At 66.3% G+C, this 18,702-nt stretch carries 16 protein-coding genes; 9 read left to right on the top strand and 7 right to left on the bottom strand.

The window, feature by feature from the left end; translation table 11 throughout:
- Positions 1–29: 29 nt before the first annotated feature.
- Entirely contained in the window at positions 30–845 is an 816-nt protein-coding gene (locus tag ACFQS4_RS04370) for a CPBP family intramembrane glutamic endopeptidase (RefSeq protein WP_497902466.1), read from the top strand.
- Positions 846–911: 66 nt separating this feature from the next.
- Here ACFQS4_RS04370 and ACFQS4_RS04365 read toward each other — a convergent pair whose 3' ends face one another.
- From ACFQS4_RS04365 to ACFQS4_RS04355, 3 genes are all read right to left on the bottom strand, one after another.
- On the bottom strand, positions 912–1,538 hold the full coding sequence (locus ACFQS4_RS04365) for a DUF7411 family protein (RefSeq protein ID WP_497902465.1): 627 nt from the start codon (positions 1,536–1,538) through the stop codon (positions 912–914).
- Position 1,539: 1 nt separating this feature from the next.
- Complete coding sequence (locus tag ACFQS4_RS04360; protein ID WP_497902464.1) at positions 1,540–1,911, bottom strand: DNA-binding protein; 372 nt, start codon at positions 1,909–1,911, stop codon at positions 1,540–1,542.
- Positions 1,912–2,079: 168 nt separating this feature from the next.
- A complete protein-coding gene (locus tag ACFQS4_RS04355; protein WP_312911332.1) occupies positions 2,080–2,535 on the bottom strand; it encodes a 30S ribosomal protein S19e in 456 nt (151 codons plus the stop codon).
- Between the two features lie 150 nt (positions 2,536–2,685).
- On the opposite strand from ACFQS4_RS04355, the gene thiL reads away from it, so the two are divergent.
- Positions 2,686–3,663: a thiamine-phosphate kinase gene (thiL, locus tag ACFQS4_RS04350; protein ID WP_497902463.1), complete on the top strand. Its 978-nt coding sequence runs from the start codon at positions 2,686–2,688 to the stop codon at positions 3,661–3,663.
- A 94-nt stretch (positions 3,664–3,757) separates the two neighbouring features.
- Here thiL and ACFQS4_RS04345 read toward each other — a convergent pair whose 3' ends face one another.
- The 3 genes from ACFQS4_RS04345 to ACFQS4_RS04335 form a co-directional block, all read right to left on the bottom strand.
- Positions 3,758–4,882 carry a site-2 protease family protein gene (locus tag ACFQS4_RS04345; RefSeq protein WP_497902462.1) on the bottom strand — a complete coding sequence of 375 codons (1,125 nt, stop codon included), beginning with the start codon at positions 4,880–4,882 and terminating at the stop codon, positions 3,758–3,760.
- Positions 4,883–5,288: 406 nt separating this feature from the next.
- A complete protein-coding gene (locus ACFQS4_RS04340) occupies positions 5,289–5,528 on the bottom strand; it encodes a DUF7123 family protein (RefSeq protein WP_253432306.1) in 240 nt (79 codons plus the stop codon).
- Positions 5,529–5,764: 236 nt separating this feature from the next.
- Positions 5,765–6,598: a molybdopterin synthase gene (locus ACFQS4_RS04335; protein ID WP_497902461.1), complete on the bottom strand. Its 834-nt coding sequence runs from the start codon at positions 6,596–6,598 to the stop codon at positions 5,765–5,767.
- Between the two features lie 107 nt (positions 6,599–6,705).
- Between ACFQS4_RS04335 and pyrH the strand changes: the two genes are divergently transcribed.
- The 6 genes from pyrH to upp all read left to right on the top strand — a co-directional run bounded on the left by pyrH (position 6,706) and on the right by upp (position 15,981).
- Positions 6,706–7,437: a UMP kinase gene (pyrH, locus tag ACFQS4_RS04330; protein ID WP_497902460.1), complete on the top strand. Its 732-nt coding sequence runs from the start codon at positions 6,706–6,708 to the stop codon at positions 7,435–7,437.
- On the top strand, positions 7,427–9,172 hold the full coding sequence (gene lysS / locus ACFQS4_RS04325; protein ID WP_497902459.1) for a lysine--tRNA ligase: 1,746 nt from the start codon (positions 7,427–7,429) through the stop codon (positions 9,170–9,172). The genes pyrH and lysS overlap by 11 nt, the downstream gene beginning before the upstream one ends.
- Positions 9,173–9,311: 139 nt before the next feature.
- Positions 9,312–11,141, top strand: a complete 1,830-nt coding sequence (locus tag ACFQS4_RS04320) for a site-2 protease family protein (RefSeq protein ID WP_497902458.1) — start codon at positions 9,312–9,314, stop codon at positions 11,139–11,141.
- Between the two features lie 452 nt (positions 11,142–11,593).
- A complete protein-coding gene (locus ACFQS4_RS04315; RefSeq protein WP_497902457.1) occupies positions 11,594–13,336 on the top strand; it encodes a nitrite/sulfite reductase in 1,743 nt (580 codons plus the stop codon).
- Complete coding sequence (locus ACFQS4_RS04310; protein WP_497902456.1) at positions 13,329–14,999, top strand: Coenzyme F420 hydrogenase/dehydrogenase, beta subunit C-terminal domain; 1,671 nt, start codon at positions 13,329–13,331, stop codon at positions 14,997–14,999. The genes ACFQS4_RS04315 and ACFQS4_RS04310 overlap by 8 nt, the downstream gene beginning before the upstream one ends.
- A gap of 304 nt (positions 15,000–15,303) precedes the next feature.
- Entirely contained in the window at positions 15,304–15,981 is a 678-nt protein-coding gene (gene upp / locus ACFQS4_RS04305; protein ID WP_497902455.1) for a uracil phosphoribosyltransferase, read from the top strand.
- Between the two features lie 106 nt (positions 15,982–16,087).
- On the opposite strand, the gene ACFQS4_RS04300 is transcribed toward upp, so the two are convergent.
- Positions 16,088–16,687, bottom strand: coding sequence for an alpha/beta hydrolase (locus ACFQS4_RS04300; RefSeq protein ID WP_497902454.1), 600 nt, complete (start codon positions 16,685–16,687; stop codon positions 16,088–16,090).
- Between the two features lie 121 nt (positions 16,688–16,808).
- On the opposite strand from ACFQS4_RS04300, the gene ACFQS4_RS04295 reads away from it, so the two are divergent.
- Positions 16,809–18,674 carry a S9 family peptidase gene (locus tag ACFQS4_RS04295; protein ID WP_497902453.1) on the top strand — a complete coding sequence of 622 codons (1,866 nt, stop codon included), beginning with the start codon at positions 16,809–16,811 and terminating at the stop codon, positions 18,672–18,674.
- The last annotated feature ends 28 nt before the right edge of the window (positions 18,675–18,702 follow it).

The following is an 18,702-nucleotide window of genomic DNA, read 5'->3' as shown; positions in this document are numbered from 1 at the left end:
CCAAAGAGGTGGGACGCTAACACGTTACTATGGACACCGTGAATCGGACCAGCGGGTACACCCGATCCGTACTCGTCGCCGTTGGACTGATAATTGCCGGATTTATAGCACAAACGTTCGCTTCTCTACCGGCGGTACTCGTCGACCCACAGGTAGCCGAAGCGCCGCTGGAGACCTCCTACGAGGTCAGGGCGCTTTACCTGATCCCACAATTCATCGGATTCGTCGTCGTTGGTGGCGCGTATCTACAGTGGACTGGCCGCGGGCTGGGGTTCGTCGACCTCTCGATTCCGAGCATTCGCCAATCGATCATCGGCATCGTCGGCGTGGTCGGGAGCATCGCATTCGTGATGGTCGCAGGCGTCGTCATCCAGGTTATCGGAATTGAAGCGACGTCGAATCAAATTCTCCAGTTCGTCGGCGAAGATCCGACGATGGTACTCATCATGATCGTCATCGTCTTCCTGTTCAACGCTCCCGCCGAGGAGTTCCTCTTCCGGGGAATTATACAGAAGCGACTCTACGAAGCGTTCACGAAACCACAGGCGATCGTCGTGACGAGTGCCATCTTCGGCCTGGTCCACGTTCCAATCTACCTCGTCAGTGGACAGCCACTCGTGGGGACGTTCGCCTCGATACTGATCGTCGCCGGTGCGGCAGTCATCTTCGGCTACCTGTATGCGATCACCGACAATCTCTTCGTGCCGATCGCCGCCCACGCCGGGTACAACGCGTTCCAGTTCGGGCTCCTCTACCTCGCGCTCAAGTACGGTAACGAAGAACTGATCGAGGAGGCGACCTCGATCGTCGTAACCGTTCTCGAGACGGGCTCGATCCTCCTGTAACAGTCGAAACTCCTCTCCCGTCGATACGAAACGCCGCTCGAGTGACGCGCTCGAGTTGCTCGGGTTTCAGCGATCCCAGTCCTGGACACCCGTGACGTGCGTCTGTTCGTGAGCCGGGAAGATCGACCCGAGTGCCGCCTCACCGTCGCGCTCGGCGATGAGCGCTCGCAACTCGGCCTCGTAATCCGCCCGCGTGATCTCCTCGCTCGGCCCGACCGTCACGTCGAGGGTCGATTCGACCAGCCGGTCGACCGCCTGGCGACCGAACCCCGACAGCGGCGCGATGTAGTCGACGTCGTAGCGATCCTCGAGGCTCTGGGCCTGGGCACGCGAGACCGTCGGCACTCGATCGTCGCGTCGCGTTCCGTCGGCGATGGCGTCGAAGTCCATCCCCGCCAGGCGCTCGAGGGCGTGCTGGTGGACCCGCTGGATTCCGTTTCGCGGGAAGCCGTCGGTGCGAATCGTCTCGACGGCCTCGGTCGCGACGTCGGGATCGAGCTCGAGTTTCTCGAACGTAAAGCCGAGCGAGCGGGCGGTGTCTCGCGCGTAGGTCCAGTCGTCGGTGACGCCGAATGTGGCCGTCGTCAGCGTCACGTCGTAGAAGTCCTCGAGCAGCAGGGCGGCGAGCGTCGAGTCCTTGCCGCCGCTGTAGAGCAATCCGAGGCGGAGTGAGGCGGGCGTCAACTCGTCCATCCTAGCGGCGCTTGATGTCGAAGCTCTTCTTGTCGGGTTTGAGCTCCTTGAGCAACTGCTCCATCTTCTGGTCGTCGATCTTACCCTGGATGCGCCCGCTCTGGGCGAGGGCAACGACCTGGCGTTCGACCTGCTCGCCGAACTGCTGTTTGCTCATCTTGACGGTGTTCAGGCGCTTTCGCGCGTCGTCGGTGAGGTACTGGCGCAGGAGGGCCTGGCGCTGGGCGTCGGCCTGTTGCTGGGCGGCCTCCTGGGCCTCGGCGTTGGCCCGTCCCTGCCCCTGCCCACCCTGGGACTCGGCGCGGTCCTGTAGCTGCTCCAGTTTCTTCCGGCGCAGTTCCTCGAGGTCGTCGTCAGATTGTCCGCCGTTCATAGACGCGTGTTGTCGGCCGACGGAGAAAATGATTACGGACGCACGGTCTCGATTTCGAGTTTCGTCGGCCGTCGGCCGTCGGCCGTGGACCGTGGACCCGCTCACGAGCGACGGCCTCGTCACTCACCGTCTGAGATGGTGCAACGTCGAAGAACGTCGAAAACTGGTCTAGGCGTAGCGCTCGAGTTCCGGACGGTCGAGCTCCGAGAGGACCTCCCCGGCGGTTTCGTCGAGGCGGCTGCGTCCCTCGGCGGTGATACGGCGACCCTCGCCCTCGGCGGTCTCGACGAGGTCGAGCTCCTCGAGTTGCTGGAGGATCGTTCGAATCACGTTTCGCGAGCCGTCGGCGCGCTTGTCGGGGGCGACCTGGTAGCGGTTCGAGCCGCGTTTGGCGCCGCCGTACTCGGTCGCCAGGCGCTCGACGCCGATGGGACCGTTGTCGGCGATCTTGCGGAGCAGGCTTGCCGCGCGGACCGCCCAGAAGTTCTCCTGCTCTGGGGGAAGGTCTCGATTGACGCCGTTTTTCGCGAACGCTGCCCACTCCGGTTGCTCGAGGTCGTCTTCGAGGTCGTCGGCGAGCGCCTCGATGAGCGCTTCCGCCGGGACGTCGTACATCGTAGCCATTGGGTTCTGGTTCCCGCTTGCGCCATTTAAGCGCATCGTTGTCCCTTCGGCGGTTGACCGGCCAGCCTCGCCGGTTCCGGGTGTGAGAGCAACCCACGGGTCGAGCCAGGGATCCGGATGGTTTTTCGCCCCGCCGTCGAAAGGACCGGTATGGACGAACGGGCCGCGCTGGCGTTGCTCGAGAACCGGCTCGACCCGGTAGGCGACGACGCCGCCGTCGTGGACGATCTCATCATTACGACGGACATGCTCCACGAGACGACCGATTTTCCGCCGGGGACGACCCGGTACACCGTCGGCTGGCGGGCCGTCGGCGCCTCGCTCTCGGACGTCGCAGCCATGGGCGCTGAGGCGACGGCGGCCGTCGCCGCCTACGCGGCCCCCGAGTTCGACGCCGCAGACCTCGAGGCGTTCGTCGACGGCGCGAGTGCGGTCTGTGACCTCGTCGACGCGAAGTACGTCGGCGGGGACCTGGACACCCACCGGGAGTTTACGGTGGCGACGACCGCCGTCGGGCGAGCCGACGAGCCGGTGTTTCGCGACGGGGCCTCCCCCGGAGACGTCGTCTGCGTGACCGGCACGCTCGGACGGACCGCCGCCGCGTTGCAGTTGTTCGCGGAGGCTGGCGATGGCAAGGACGTCACCGGCAATGCTGGGGACGGCGCTGGTGGCAATGGAGGCGGCGATGATAGCGGAGACGGCGATACAGAGAGAAACAGCGCTCTCGAGCGAGCCAACGACCTCTTCCAGTTCGAGCCGCGCGTCCGTGAAGGGCGCGCCCTCGCCCCCCACGCGAGCGCGATGATGGACTCGAGCGACGGTCTCGCCCGATCGCTCCACCAGCTGGCCGAGGCCAGCGACTGCGGGTTCGCCATCGAACGCGAGTCGATCCCCGTCGCGCCCGAACTCGAGGCTGTGGTCGACGATCACGAAACCGCCCTCGAGCGAGCGATCACGACCGGCGAGGACTTCGAACTCGTCTGCACCCTGCCCGGGGCAGCCGTCGAACGCGTCCGGGACGACCTCGAGTGTTCGCTCACGGTCGTCGGACGGGTCGTGGACGCCGACGCGGGGGTCAGCCTCGACGACGAAGCGCTGGCCGATCGGGGGTACACACACGGCGAGTAGCCGTACGCACGGCGAGTGACCGCACACACAGTGATAAACGTACGGCGAGTGAGCGATCGTCTCCGGCGCCCTCGAGCCCGGCAGTCTCGAGCCGTCAGTTGATCACGGCGATCGGTGCCGGCATGAAACACAGCAACCCCAGCCCAAAGGTGACGACGCCGAGTGCGAACCGTTTGCGGTCGAGACGGTCGTCATCGATCGGGACCGCCGGTCCGACCGCCGCGAGCAACCCGGTGAATAGCCCCCAGAACACCCAGATGAACACCGAGTTTCCGCTGTAGTCGCCCACGTAATAGAGGTAGCCCGCGAGCGCGAACAGGACCCCTGGCACCAGCGCCGCGATGGTCTCCTGGAGGTCGCCGGCCATCGCCCGGAGAATGTGGCCGCCGTCGAGCTGGCCCACCGGGATCAGGTTCAGGAACGTGATGAACATCCCGACCCAGCCGCCGATGACGACCGGGTTGACGTTCCGCGTCGGATCGTCGGCGTACAGCGGCTGATCGACGGCGGCCGCGATCAGCTCGAGCATCGGCGGGAACCCCAGCCGAATCTGGGTCGCGTTCGGGTCGGTCGCCCCCTCGGGAACGGGCACCGGCGGGAGATGGAGGCCGACGACGGTGACGACGACGGTCGCGACGAGGCCGGCGATCGGGCCCGCGACGCCGATGTCGAACAGCGCCTTGCGGTCGGGCATCTGTCCTTTCATCTTGATCACGGCGCCCATCGTTCCGATGAGCGTCGGCACCGGCAGGAAGTACGGCAGTGAGGCGTCGACCCGGTGGTAGCGACTCAGTACGTAGTGCCCCATCTCGTGGACGCCGAGGACGCCGAGGATAGCGACGGTGAACGGCCAGGCGCGCCACATCTCGGCCGGGTTGGCGATCGGGTCGATGCCGTACCACATCGTCCCGGCGAACAGTGTCGAGACGACCGTGGCGAGCAGGAGAAAGACGTTCGTCCAGGGGACGCCGTCCGGGCCGAGCGAGAGCGGTTCCGCGACGAGCACGTACTCGCCGCGGCGAACCGTGAGTTGCACGTCGTAGCCGGCGTCTCGAAAGTCCCGCCAGAGTTCGCGCATCATCTGCTCGGGGGCCATTTGCGGCGTGCCGTAGTAGCGAATCTCATCGTCGTCGACAACGATCTCGTAGACCGAAAACGCCGGTTCGATCGACTTGAGGGGCGGGCCGTCGACGTGATCGGTCGGGTCCGCCGGATCCATTGCTGGTTCGTTGATCGCCTGTGCGTATAAATCGACTGTCGGCGGCGAGCGCTGGTGGGAATCGGGTGAATGGGAGTGGGAGTGGGAGTGGGAGAGGCTATTGCGGTCGTTTCTGACCCAGTCGACACTTCAGGTGTGGAGGCGATTGAACACCAGTCGCCACTCGAGACCTGGGGACAATGGAATGGAAACGCCCGGTACCGACGGGTACGACAGGGTCGGTGCCGGAACGTGTGTGCGTGTTGGGTGTCCGCTGTGCGTTCGATCACGCCCTCGTTCGGTCGGCGAGGGCGGCGGTTCGTGGGGGTGGGCGATACAGATCGCCCGGGTCCGATGGTGATCCGTGTGCGCCTTGGAGGAACGCACACGCGTCGGGGCCGTTCAGGGCGTCAATGGCACGACGCGATCAGGCGGGGGCGACGCGCCAGGTCGTCGCACTCGTGTACGACCACTTCTCGATCTCGAGGTCGGTCGCCGAGTCGGAGAGCTTGACCATCAGCGCGCCGATTTCCTTGGGGGAGAGGCCGACGTCGTCGGCGATGAACTTCCCTTTAAAGTACATCTCACCGTCTGCGGCACGGTCGCGCAGGTACTGCTTCAGGCGGAGTTCTTTGCGGTCGGTGGAGGGTTGGGCTGTCGTGCTCATCGACAACTCCCTCTACAGACCGGATACTGTTATAAAGGACAGTTACTTAGAACTGTTTCAAATCGCTTCAGGTAAACGAGGGGTAATCGTCGTTTTATCCGTGTTTTACGAACCGTTAAAGGCGCCACCAGATCCGATTAGACGTTTTAAAACAGCCGCTAACGTATTATTGGCCAAGCCTCATCGAGACCCGCGAACGGTCGCCCAAATGGCGTTTCAATGTCACTTTGAGAGTCTCACGAGCGTTCGTGAACCCAGAATTCGTCCTCGACCGTCACTTCCTTCTTGAACAGCGGCACTTCATCTTTGAGGCGATTGATCCCGTCCTCGACCGTCCGAAACGCCTCCTCGCGGTGGCCTGCGAGGACGACGACGTACACGATGTCCTCGCCGTCGCGAACGACGCCCGTCCGGTGGTGTAACTCGACGCCGAAGACCCCCTCGCGCGCCTCGAGTTCCGCCTGGATCGTCGCCATGCGCTGCTCGGCGACTCCTTCGTAGGTCTCGAACTCGAGGTACTCCGTTCGCTCGTCGTCCGGTGCGTCTTTCGCGCGGACGCGCCCGGTAAACGTCGCGATCGCTCCCGCCTGATCCGCTGCCGGCCGATCCCTGAGGCGATCCACGAGGGACTCGAGCGTCTCGTAGGGCTCGTGGGCCTCGAGTTCTGCAACGAGGGACTCGAGATCGAGGTCGCCGGGCGCGTCGACGCTCGCGAGAACCGGCGAGCGAGCGATCGCGGCGTCGCTGCCGACCACGACCGACGGGTGGCCGGGGATCTCGAGGCCGACGACGACCGCGAACGCGCAGTCGGTCGCGAGGGTGTCGAGGGCGTCGGTCACCGAGAGGCCAGTTCCCGTGGCCGTCCAGTCGCCGTCGGCGCCGAGGGCGTAGGTGACGTCGCCGCCGGGGGTGAGTCCCGAACCGTGGGCGTCCGCCAGTCCGTCCGCGATCGTCGCGTCGTAGCGGACGACGCCGACTCGGCCCGCCTGCGAGAGCCTGTCCACGGCCAGGTCGGCCGTTCGCTCGAGGACGTCGGCGGGCTCGTCGCCGATGATGCCGAGGACGTGCATACTCGATACTCGGCGTGGAGCGTTTTGTAGCTGTCGTCCGCGCGCGGAGCGGCCGCCGAACGGGGTTGACAACCCTTAAGATGGCAACCCGGTTAGACCGCGGTAGTATGAAAGTGGTCGTCTCAATCGGCGGGAGCGTGCTCGTGCCCGAGCCCGGCGCGGATCGGGTGCAGGCACACGCCGACGTCGTCGAAGACCTCGTCGAAGACGGGTGTCGAGTCGGGGCCGTCGTCGGGGGCGGCGGCGTCGCTCGCGAGTACATAAGCGCTGCCCGGGACCTGGGCGCCAACGAGATTGAACTCGACCAGCTGGGTATCGACGTCACCCGGCTCAACGCGCGCCTGCTCATCGCCGCCCTCGGCGAAGATGCCGTGACGGCGCCAGCTCGAGACTACGAGACCGCCGGCGACGCCCTCCGTCGCGGGGAGGTCTGCGTGATGGGTGGCGTCGCTCCAGCCCAGACGACCGACGCCGTGGGAGCGGCGCTGGCGGAGTACGTCGACGCCGACCTGCTCGTCTACGCTACGAGCGTCCCCGGCGTCTACTCCGACGACCCGAACGAGAACGATGGGGCGACGAAATACGGTGAACTGTCGGCCACGGAGCTAGTGGACGTCATCGCCGGCCTCGAGATGAACGCCGGCTCCTCGGCGCCCGTCGACTTGCTGGCCGCCAAGATCATCCAGCGCTCGGGCATGCGAACCATCGTCCTGGACGGGACGGACCCAGATCGGATCGCCCGGGCCGTTCGCTACGGCGACCACGACGGTACGGACGTCATTCCGGAGGGAGCGGGCGAGGAACCAACCTATTGGGCGGGCGAGACCGATGAGCACTGACGAGACGGACTCGAGTGGCGGCGAACGCGGTGAAGGCGGCGAGGCGGTAACGGGCGAAACGGAACACCCCTACACGCTCCAGCGCGAGCGCGACGAGGGGAGCGACGACGAGTACCACGTCTTCTGGGCCGACGAGATCGCCGATCGGATCGAGGCTCGAGACCCCGAGGAGCCGATCGTCGTCAAGGGCGGCATCTCCCCCTCCGGCGTCCCTCACCTCGGCAACATGAACGAGATCATGCGCGGCTACTACGTCGCCGAGGTCCTCCGCGAGCGCGGCCACGACGTCCACCAGGTGTTCACCAGCGACGACCGCGACCCCCTCAGAAAGCTTCCCCGCACGCTCTGTGACCTCGAGGGGAACCTCGTTGACCTCGGGGACATCGACGCGGGCGCGCTCGGTCGGAACCTGGGCGCCCCCTACACCGACATCCCGGATCCGTTCGGCTGCTGTGACTCCTACGGCGACCACTTCTCGACCATCATCCAGAACAGCGCGGACGCCCTCGAGGTGCCCATCGACCTCGTCTCGACGACCGACCTCTACCTCGACGGTGAGTTCGACGACATCGTCGAGTACGTCCTCGAGAACCGCGAACGCGCGGCCGAGGTGCTCTCGACCTACCAGGACAAGGTCGACAGCGATGGCGACTACGTCCCGTTCAATCCGATCTGCGAGGAGTGCGGCAAGGTGACCGAAACCGTCACCGGCGTCGACCTCGAAGCCGGCACCGTTGACTACGAGTGTACCGACATGGAGGCCGGCGACCAGACGATTTCGGGCTGTGGCCACGAGGGAACCGCCGAATTTAGCGAGGGCAAGATGCCCTGGCGCTTCGAGTGGCCCGGCCAGTGGCAGGTCCTGGGCGTCGACTTCGAGCCCTTCGGGAAGGACCACGCCGAGGGCTCCTGGCCCAGCGGGGAGGACATCGCTCGGAACGTCTTCGAGATCGAACCGCCCGTCCCGATGGTCTACGAGTGGTTCACCCTCGACGGCGAGCCCTTCTCGTCCTCGCAGGGCAACGTGATTCTGGTCTCGGACGTCCTCGAAGTGCTCGAGCCCGAAGTGCTGCGGTACTTCTTCGCGAAGGACCCGGCGAAAGCCCGGGACTTCAGCGTCGAGCGCCTCGACCTCCTGGTCGACGAGTTCGACCGATTCGAGGCGATCTACTTCGGCGACGTGGAGGCCAGCGAGGACGAGCAGGCGTTCGCCGAACGGGTGTATCCGCTGGTGGTCGGCGGTGTCGACGAACTCGAGGCCCGAGAAGATCGAATTCGCCTCCCCTACACCTTTGCCGCCGTCCTCGGCATGACCGAGGACCCCGAACTGCGCGAGGAGATTGCCCGTCGCGAGGGCCACATTTCGGACGACGCCCCCGAGTGGGCCGTCCAGGACGCCCTCGCCCGGGTCGAGCGCGCCCGCAACTGGGCCCGGCGCACCGAGAACGAGTTCGACTACGAACTCAAGCGCGAGGCGATCCCGGACCACGACTTCGACGCGGCGACGGAGGCGGCGCTCGAGGAACTGGCCGACTTCATCGAGGAAGGCCACGACCCCGACGAGATCCAGGGTGAGATCTACGAGACTGCGAAGCGCCACGACGTCGGCGTCGGCGACTTCTTCTCGGCTGGCTACCGCCTCTTCTTCGACGAGGAGCAGGGCCCGAAGCTCGGCCCGTTTCTCGCGAAGGTGGATCGAGCGTTCGTCGTGGATCGGCTTCGACGGGAGCGATAATCGGCTCGAGAAATGCTATAGAAAGTATAGTTATTGGGGCGCCAGCCGACGAGCCGACGGCTTCGAGTCGTTCGACCACCGTGGCGCTCGCTGTGACCAGACAAAACGCCTTTGGCCACGCCTCCCCCAGAGCATACCAATGCAGTCTTCCACGGTCGTCGCGTTCCTCCCCATCTCGGACACTCTCACGTGGATTCTCGCCGGGATCGCTGCCTACTGGCTCGCCATCATCGCCCTCCGCCAGCGCGGCCTCCTCCCAGACTACGTCAAGACCCAAGGGCCGATCCTGACGATTCACACGAAACGCGGGCGCGCCTTCCTCGACTGGCTCGCCGGGCCCAGACGGTTCTGGCGCGCCTGGGCGAACTTCGGCGTCGGCATCGCCATCGTCGTCATGGGCGCGATGTTCGTCTTCCTGCTCACCGCCGCGTTCGCCGCCGCGAACTCCCCCCAGCCCTCGAGCGTCCAGCAACCCTCGAACGTCCTCGTGATCCCGGGCGTCAACGAGTTCCTGCCGCTGTCGGCCACGCCGGGCATCGTCATCGGCCTCCTGGTCGGCCTGGTCGTCCACGAGGGCGGCCACGGCCTGCTCTGTCGCGTCGAGGACATCGACATCGACTCGATGGGCGTCGCCATGCTCGCCGTATTGCCCATCGGCGCGTTCGTCGAACCCGACCAGGAGAGCAGTCGAGCAGCCTCCCGCGGGGCGCAAACGCGGATGTTCGCTGCGGGCGTCACGTTCAACTTCGCGGTGACGATCCTCGCGTTCGCCCTGCTCTTCGGCCCGGTCGTCGGTTCGATCGGCGTCGCCCCAGGCGCCGCCGTCGGCGGGGTCGCCCCCGGTTCGCCCGCCGAAGCCGCGGGTATCCAGCCCAACGATCGCATCACCGCCATCGAGGGGCAGTCAGTCGAGTCGAACGACGACCTCTCGAAGACGCTCGAGGCCGCGGGGAGCGGCACCGTCACCGTCGAACTCAACGGCGACCGGACCGAGGAGATGGACCAGTCCCTGCCGGTGACCGCCGCGCTCGAAGACTCGCCGATCGACATCGAGCCCGGCGACCTCATCCTGGCCGTCGACGGCGACCCGGTCGTCACCGAGGCCGGCTTCCTCGAGGCCGTCGGCGACAGCGAAACGGTCGACCTGACGATCCAGCGCGACGGCGAGGAGCGAACGCTCGAGGCCGTCCCCATCGGGAGCGTCGTCCAGGTAGCCGACGACGGCCCGCTCACCGAGGCAGGAGCACCCGCCGGTGAGCGATTCGTCATCACCGAGTTCGACGGCGAGCGCACGCAGTCGTACGCCGACCTCGAGTCCCTGCTCGGCGACACCGATCCCGGCGACGAGGTGACCGTCGCGGGCTACCTCGGCGGCGAGCGCGTCAGCTACGACGTCACCCTCGGCGAACGCAGTCAGCTCACCGAGGGCGGAACCGTCGGCTTCTTCAGCGTCGGCGGCATCTCGGGCGTCCAGGTGAGCGACGCCGGCCTGGAGCTGTACCCGGTCGAGGAGTACCTGGCGGTCCTCGGTGGCGACGGCGACGCTCAGGGCAGTTACGGCCACATCACCGACAGCTTCCTCGGGAAGGTCGCGTTCGTGCTCTTCTTGCCGATCGTCTCCGTCGTCGGCCTCCTGCCGTACAACTTCGCCGGCTTCGCCGGCGGCATCGAGAACTTCTATCAGGCCCAGGGGCTGCTCGCCGGCCTGGGCGACTGGACCGTGTTCGCCATCGCCAACGCGCTGTTCTGGACCGGCTGGATCAACGTCCAGCTCGGCTTCTTCAACTGCATTCCGGCGTTCCCGCTCGACGGCGGGCACATCCTCCGGACGAGCACGGAGTCGGTCCTGTCGCGGCTCCCGCTCGAGGCGACCCGGGGGATGGTCCGGGTCGTGACGACGCTGGTCGGCGTCACGATGCTCGTGAGTTTCCTGTTCATGCTGTTCGGACCGCAGCTGTTGGCAGGCTGACCGACGAGGCTCGACTCGAGCGGGAGCCGCGAGAGGACGGCGTCGAGCGCTTACCGACGTTGCTTTTCGACCCGAATGCGGTCGGCCCAGTCGTCGCCACCGCTGACCGAAACCGGCAATTTTCACAACTTCGTGACGAACGACGAGTACCTGGCGCCGATCGGGACCGAGAGTGCGCCGGTCCAGACCGCTCGCGAGCGAAGGGACCGTCGGGCGGGCTCGGCCCCGGCGGGGTGGACGCTCGGGTAGGATCGACCTTTCGCTACTGATCTCGGTGGTGGACGCGTCACGGGTACCGGCAAGAATGTGAACGTTTCGCGCAGCGGGAGCAGTGTTGACCGTGATACCAAGAGGCATTGAACGGGACTCTGTAAGACATTCGCACGCTACTCGCGGCAGTGAATCACCATGAACGGTACAGACGATCCCCCGCACCAGAACCGGAGGACACGATGAACGCGGTCGAGGAGTGGAAACAGGAGAAACACCCGCTGGACGTGATCGAGGACGTCAAAGAGTACGCCGAAGAAGGACTGTCCTTCGACGAGATTGAGGAACGCGCCGGCGGCGGCGAGTGGGAACGGCTCAAGTGGGCCGGGATGTACAGCCACGGCGTCCAAGACGGCTACTTCATGATGCGGACGAAGGTTCCCGGCGGCTACCTCACGCCCGATCAGGCCGAGGTGATCGGCGAGGTCGTCGAGGAGTACGCCAGGGCACCCGAGGCGTACGGCGGCGAGAACCAGAACGAATGCTGGGGCGACGCCTACCTCGACATCACCACGCGTCAGGACGTCCAGAAACACTGGATCGAGGTCGAGGACGTCCCCGACGTCTGGGAGCGCTACGACGAGGTCGGCCTGACGACGATCCAGGGGTGCGGTGACGGCGCGCGGAACGTGCTCGGCTGTCCCGCCGCGGGGCTCGACGATCACGAGTGCTTCGACGCCCAGCCGGTCGTCGACGCCGTCTCCGACTACTTCACCGGCAATCGCGAGTACGCGAACCTCCCCCGGAAGTTCAAGATGACGATCACGGGGTGCAAACACGACTGCGCCCAGTCCCAGATCAACGACCTCGGACTGGTTCCCGCACGCAAGGAACTCGACGGTGAGGCGTACTACGGCTTCCACGTCCGCGTCGGCGGCGGCCTCTCGGACGGCCCGCGGATGGCCTCGAACCTCGACGTGTTCGTCCCGCCGGAGGACGCTGTCGAGTTCTGCCGGGCAGTCGCCCAGACGTTCAAGGAACTCGGCGACCGCAACAACCGCGGCGTCTGCCGGATGCGCTACCTCGTCGAGCAACTCGGCCCCGAGACGTTCGAGGAGGCGATCCGCGACCGCTGCACCGTCGACCTGCCCACCAGGGGCGTCGACCTCACCGAGGGGTACGCCGGCGACCACGTCGGCGTTCACGACCAGAAACAGGAGGGCCTGACCTACGTCGGCTTCAACGTGATCGCCGGGCGGATGGGCGGCGACGAGTTCGCCGAGGCGGCCCGCGCGGCCAGAACGTACGGCACCGAGGACGCCTCGATCCGGCTGGCGACCGACCAGAACTTCCTCATCACCCACGTTCCGGCGGAGAACGTCGAGGACCTGCTCGCAGAGCCGTTCGCCCGGAACCACCAGCCCGATCCGGGGCCGTTCTCGCGCGGCGCCGTCGGCTGCACCGGTTCGGAGTTCTGCAACTACGGCATCATCGAGACGAAAAAGCGCGTCAGGCGATGGGCCCGCGAACTCGACGAGCGCATCGACACGCCGGACGACCTCGAGGTCGTCCGGATGCACATGTCGGGCTGTTCCGCGTCGTGCGCCCAGCCCCAAATCGCGGACATCGGTTTCCGTGGCGAGACCGTCCAGGTCGAAACGGACGACGAGAGCGCGGAGCGAGGCTCCGCGGACGATTCGAGCGGGCAAAACCCGCGAGACGCTGACGACATCGTCGAGGGCATGGACTTCGGCCTCGGCGGCTCGCTCGGGTCCGACAACGAGTTCCTCGACTGGGTCGAGAACGCGGTCCCCGCCGAGGCGGTCATCCCCGCCCTCGAGCGGCTGTTCGAGGCCTACGCCGAGGGCCGGGCCGACGGCGAGCGGTTCTACGAGTGGTGTCGCCGGGTCGACAACGGGCGACTGCGCTCGATCATGAAGCGGGCCGACGCGCCCGTCACCGAGGGGGTGGCCGTCGATGACTGAGGAACACGACGAACGGACGACCGAGGAACGGGACAGCGACGTCGACGATACCCCCGCGTTCCCGGCAGTCCCCGAGACGGACGCCGACGATGACGAGGAGTCGGTCCCGATTGCCTCCGGCGCGCGGATCCACCGTCCCGACAGCGAACACGGCACGATTCCCGCCGACGGCGCCGGTCCCGGCGGCGAGGAACCCGAGTCGGCCACGGCGGCTACGGCGGAAATCGCCAACGAGGGCTCGTCGGAGATCCGTTCCGACGGCGTTCCCGTGAGTGAAACGAACAGGGGCAGGTCAGGGCTTCGCCCTGACGGTGGCGCTCGACCGGCCAACGTCGACGCCGACGGAACCCTCGGCGACGTGGAGTTCACCGAACCCGCCAAGGGGGTCAGCCAGGACGTCGACAGCGGCGCGCCCGACGAGCGCGTCGGCGTTCCCGAGGGCGTCGACCTCGAGACGCCGGGCTACGAGATCCGCTCGGAGATGAACGACATCGAGACGCCCGACGAGAAGACCTGGTTCATGGAACTGGACGAGGCCGTCATCGACGACGGCCGCTGTATCCAGTGTGGAACCTGCGTTTCGGCCTGTCCGTCGGACTCCATCGGCGTCGGTGACGACGACCTGCCGAAACTGGTCAAGATGTGCACCGGCTGTTCGCTCTGCTGGGACTTCTGTCCCCGCGGCGGCCTGCGCTACGAGCGCCAGTGGAAGATCACCGGCGGCGACGACAACGTCTCGGGCGCAGGCGACCCGATCACGGAGTTCTCCGCGAAGGTCGACGACGACTGGACCGGCGGGGCCCAGGACGGTGGCGTCGTCACCGGCATCCTCGCCACTCTGCTCGAGGCCGGCGAGATCGACGGCGCGCTCATCGCCACCGAGAGCGAGGAGGAGCCCTGGAAGGCCGAGAGCTACCTCGCCACCAGCCGCGAGGACCTGATCGAGAACGCGGGCACCATCTACAACCAGACGCTCGCGCTCGGCAACCTCGATCTCGGTCAGTGGGAGCACAAGCTTCCCGACGAGCCCTGGGAGGACATCTCGCTGGCGCTCGTGGGCACTCCCTGCGAGATCGAGGGCATCCGCGCCCTGCAGGACTTCGGCTGGGAGTACGGCGCCCAGGAGGAGGGCATCCGCGCGGTGGACTACACCATCGCGCTGATGTGCACCAAGAACTTCAACTACTACAGCCTCATGGGCGAACACCTCGAGGAACAACGGGGCATCTCGCCCGATGAGATCGGCAAGATGGACGTCCTCCACGGGAAGTTGATGGTCTACGACCACGACGGTCGGATGATGCTGGAGGAGGACATCGAGAACTTCCACGACGCCGCGCTCAAGGGCTGTGACGAGTGCGCCGACTTCACCGGCTACGCCGCCGACGTCACCGTCGGCTCCGTCGGCTCCGCCGACGAGTACTCGAGCGTCATCATCCGCACCGAGCAGGGACTGCAGGCGTGGGAACTCACCGAACCCGTTCTCGAGTACCACGACCTCGAGGACCGGTCGGCCATCGGCGGCCTCCAGAGCTGGGACAAGAAGAAGGCCTTCGAGAGCCTCGAGCGACCGTTTGACCCCGACGCGCCGCGGTTCATCGACTACGCCGACCACGCCGAAAACTACGGCACTGCGCTGAACCCGCACGACGCTGGGCACTGAATGGACTGATCCAAAACCGGACACCGGGCAGACGCCGAACGAACTTGCCCAAAACCGGACTGACGCCGGATGCCGAACGAACTTGGTCGGAACCGGACCAACGGCGGAAGACCAGCGAGCAGTCGGGCGGAATCTGCCTCTGTATCTGCACCTGCACCGGCCGCTGAAGCACCCCACCGACCGGCTCGAGGCACTGCCGCACGCGAACCGTTCGAGGCTCGAGTGGTGACGAGAGCGGGCGCTCGGAGGGAGGGTCGTCTCGAGCAATCGGTACAATAAATGTCACCGCCCGCGGAGTGCCGGTATGCCGATCGAAGACCGCGGTGACGCCTACCTCGTCACCCACGCGCTGGCGAAGGACACGCTCTCGCGCTTGCGAGACGTCAAAACCGAGCAGGTGAGCTTCCGGAAGGGACTCGTGAAACTCGGACGGATCTGTGGCTACGAGATCATCGACGGGCGCATGGAGACCGAGTACGTCGAGATCGAGACGCCCCTCGAGCCCACGATGGGCGAGCGGGTCAAGGGGCTCGACGACGTGGTCATCATCAATGTCCTCCGGGCCGCGACGCCGTTCGTCGAGGGATTGCTCAAGGCCTTCCCGCGCGCCCGCCAGGGCGTCATCAGTGCCAGTCGCGACGAGGAGGCCGGGCGCGACGAGAACGGCACCTTCCCGATCACCATCGACTACGTCAAACTCCCCGAGATCACCGAAGACGACACCGTCATCGTCGCGGATCCGATGCTCGCGACGGGCAGCACCATGAACGCCGTCCTCGAGCACGTGATCGCGAACTCGACCGATCCGGAACACCTGATCGTCCTCTCGGCAGTTTCGGCGCCAGAGGGGCTCCTCCGTGTGAGCGAGGCCGTCCCCGAGGCCGACCTCCTGACGGTGGCTATCGACGACCACCTCGACGAGAACGGGTTCATCGTCCCCGGCCTGGGCGATGCGGGCGATCGGGCGTTCCGGACGACCTGAGCGGTCGACGGGCCGTCTTTCTCTGGGCGTATTTCCACGAAAGGGTGTCGCTCGGGCGAGAGTCAGTGACCGAACCGGCGACTCAAGAGAGAGAGAGAGCGACACCTCACTCGAGCGTCTCGGCGAAGAACTCGGCAATCTCAGTCGCGACCGACTCGTGCTGGCCGACGAAGAAGTGGTCCGCCGAGAACTCGAGCACGCGGTCGCCCCGTTCCGTCGCCGCCTCGACGACCGGTTCCCAGTCGACGGTCGAATCCCGGGTCCCGTATCCGATCTGGACCGGAATCTCGAGCGACGCGAGCGCCGGCACCACCTCGAGATCCGGACCGAGGCTCGAGGGCGGCGCCAGCGCCGAGACCGCGTCGACGGCGGGGTCGTCAGCGCTCGCGAGCAGGGCCAGTCCGGAGCCGAAACTGAAGCCGAAGACGCCGACGCGGTCGTATCGTGGGCTCGCCCAGCGGATCGCGTTCCGGACGTCTTCACGCTCGCCATGGCCCTCGTCCCACTCCCCGTAGTCGATCCGCAGGCAGGCGATCCCTCGCTCGAGGAGGGCGTCGCTGACGGCGACCAGGCGGCGGTCCCCCCGGTTGCCGCCGTGCTGGGGGTGGGGCGGACAGGCGACGACGATGGCGGTCGGTTCCGTCGACGGTTCCTCGAGCGTGGCCCGGACGTCTCGCGCCCCGGGGACGACGATCGGCTGTGACACGGCCGGCGGTTCGGGCTCGAGAGGCTTGAAGCCACCATATCGCCCGCTGTCGATGGCATGGAAGGCGGAGAGACGTGACGCATTTCCAAGTATTGAAGAGCCCCCCGAGTCACGGTGTCGTATGGCACAATCTACCGACGCCGACGTTCTCGAGGAACTGGCGAGTCTGCCGACGATGGCCCACCCGACGGTGAGCCCGGACGGCGACGAGGTGGCGCTCTACTACGACGTGACGGGGCGAAACGAGCTCCACATCCTCGACGTCGAGAGCGGCGATCTCGAGCAGTGGTCCGACGGCGAAGTCCCCCGAAACGCCCGCTGGTACGTCACCTGGGGCGACGGCGACCGGGTGTTCTTCCACCTCGACGACGACGGCAACGAGCAGAACGACATCTACGCGCTCACCCGCGACGGCGAGGTCGAGTCCGTCCTCGAGATGGACGGCCAGGCCACGATTCAGGACGTGAGCGACGACGGCGAGACGCTGATCGTTGGCTCGACGCGAGACGGGCAGATGAACCTCTATCACCACGACCGCTCGAGTGGCGAGACGACCAAGGTTACCGACTACGAACGAGCCGCTGGCGGAGCGAAACTCTCGCCGGACGGTCAGCGGGTGGCGTTCTCGACGAACGAATCGGACGACCACAACAACAAGGACGTCTACGTGATGGACGTTGACGGCTCGAACCCCCGGAACCTCGAACTGGGCGAGGACGGCGCGGAGTCGATGCCCAACGACTGGAGCCCCGAGGGTGAACGCTTGCTCGTCAGCGACAACTCCGCGGACCTGGGGCGAATCGGCGTCTACGACCTCGAGTCGGACTCGGTCGAGTGGTACGACGACGGCGAGTACGAGGAACACGGCACCACCTTCCTCCCCGGCGGCGAGCGGGTACTCGCGATGCGGAGTCGCGACGCCGTCGCCGTCCCCGTCGTCTACGACCTCGAGACTGGCGAGAGCCGCGAGTTCGACGTCCCCGAGGGCGTCGCCGCCCTGGGCGGCTACGGTCCCGGCAGCGTCGTCATCGACGACGACCGGGTGCTCGTCCAGCACACGACGCCCACCCGACGCCCCGAACTGCTGGTCTACGACCTGTCCGAGGACAGCTACGAGACGCTGCTCGAGGCCGAGTACGGGCCGTTCGATCCCGAGGACTTCGCGGACGCGGAGTACCTCCGCGTGGACTCCGACGGCATCCCGGAGACGCCCCAGCGAGCCGTCGAACACGAGCCCTACGACGAACTCGAGATCGGCGCGCTCTTCTACGATTCGGGCGAGCGACCGTCGCCGCTGATCGTCAACCCCCACGGTGGCCCCCGCGCTCGAGACACCAAGTCGTTCAACCTCTACACCCAGGTGCTGGTCTCCCAGGGCTTCTCGGTGCTGCAGGTCAACTACCGCGGGTCCACCGGACGAGGCCGGGAGTTCGTCCGCGAACTCTACGACGACTGGGCGGGCGCCGAACAGGGCGACGTCGCCGTCGCGGCCGAGCACGTCCTCGAGACCTACGACTTCCTCGATTCGGATCGTGTCGTCGTCTTCGGCGGCTCCTACGGTGGCTACTCCGCCTACTGGCAGATGGTCCAGTACCCCGACCTCTACGCGGCGGGGGTCGCCTGGATCGGCCTCACCGACCTCGAGGACATGTTCGAGAACACGATGCCCCACTTCCGTACCGAGTTGATGGAGACCTACCTCGGGACGCCCGAGGAGAACCACGACCTCTACCGGGAACGCAGCCCCGTGACCCACGTCGAGAACGTCGAGGACCCGATCTTTCTCGTCCACGGCGTCAACGACCGCCGGGTACCGGTCTCGCAGGCTCGGATCTTCCGGGACGCCCTGCTCGAGAACGGCTACGAGGAGAGCGAGGACTTCGAGTACGAGGAACTCGGCGAGGAGGGCCACGCCTCCTCCGACCAGGCACAGAAACTGCGGATGTTCGAACTGCTGGCGGACTTCCTCGAGCGACGGGTGGAGTGACGGACTCGATATGGGCCAGCCAATGAAT

This window comes from Saliphagus sp. GCM10025317, assembly GCF_042663665.1.
In the GTDB taxonomy this organism is placed as follows: Archaea; Halobacteriota; Halobacteria; order Halobacteriales; family Natrialbaceae; genus Natronosalvus.
The sequence above is the reverse complement of the archived record's forward strand: the minus strand, read 5'-3'. Positions and strand labels throughout refer to the sequence as shown.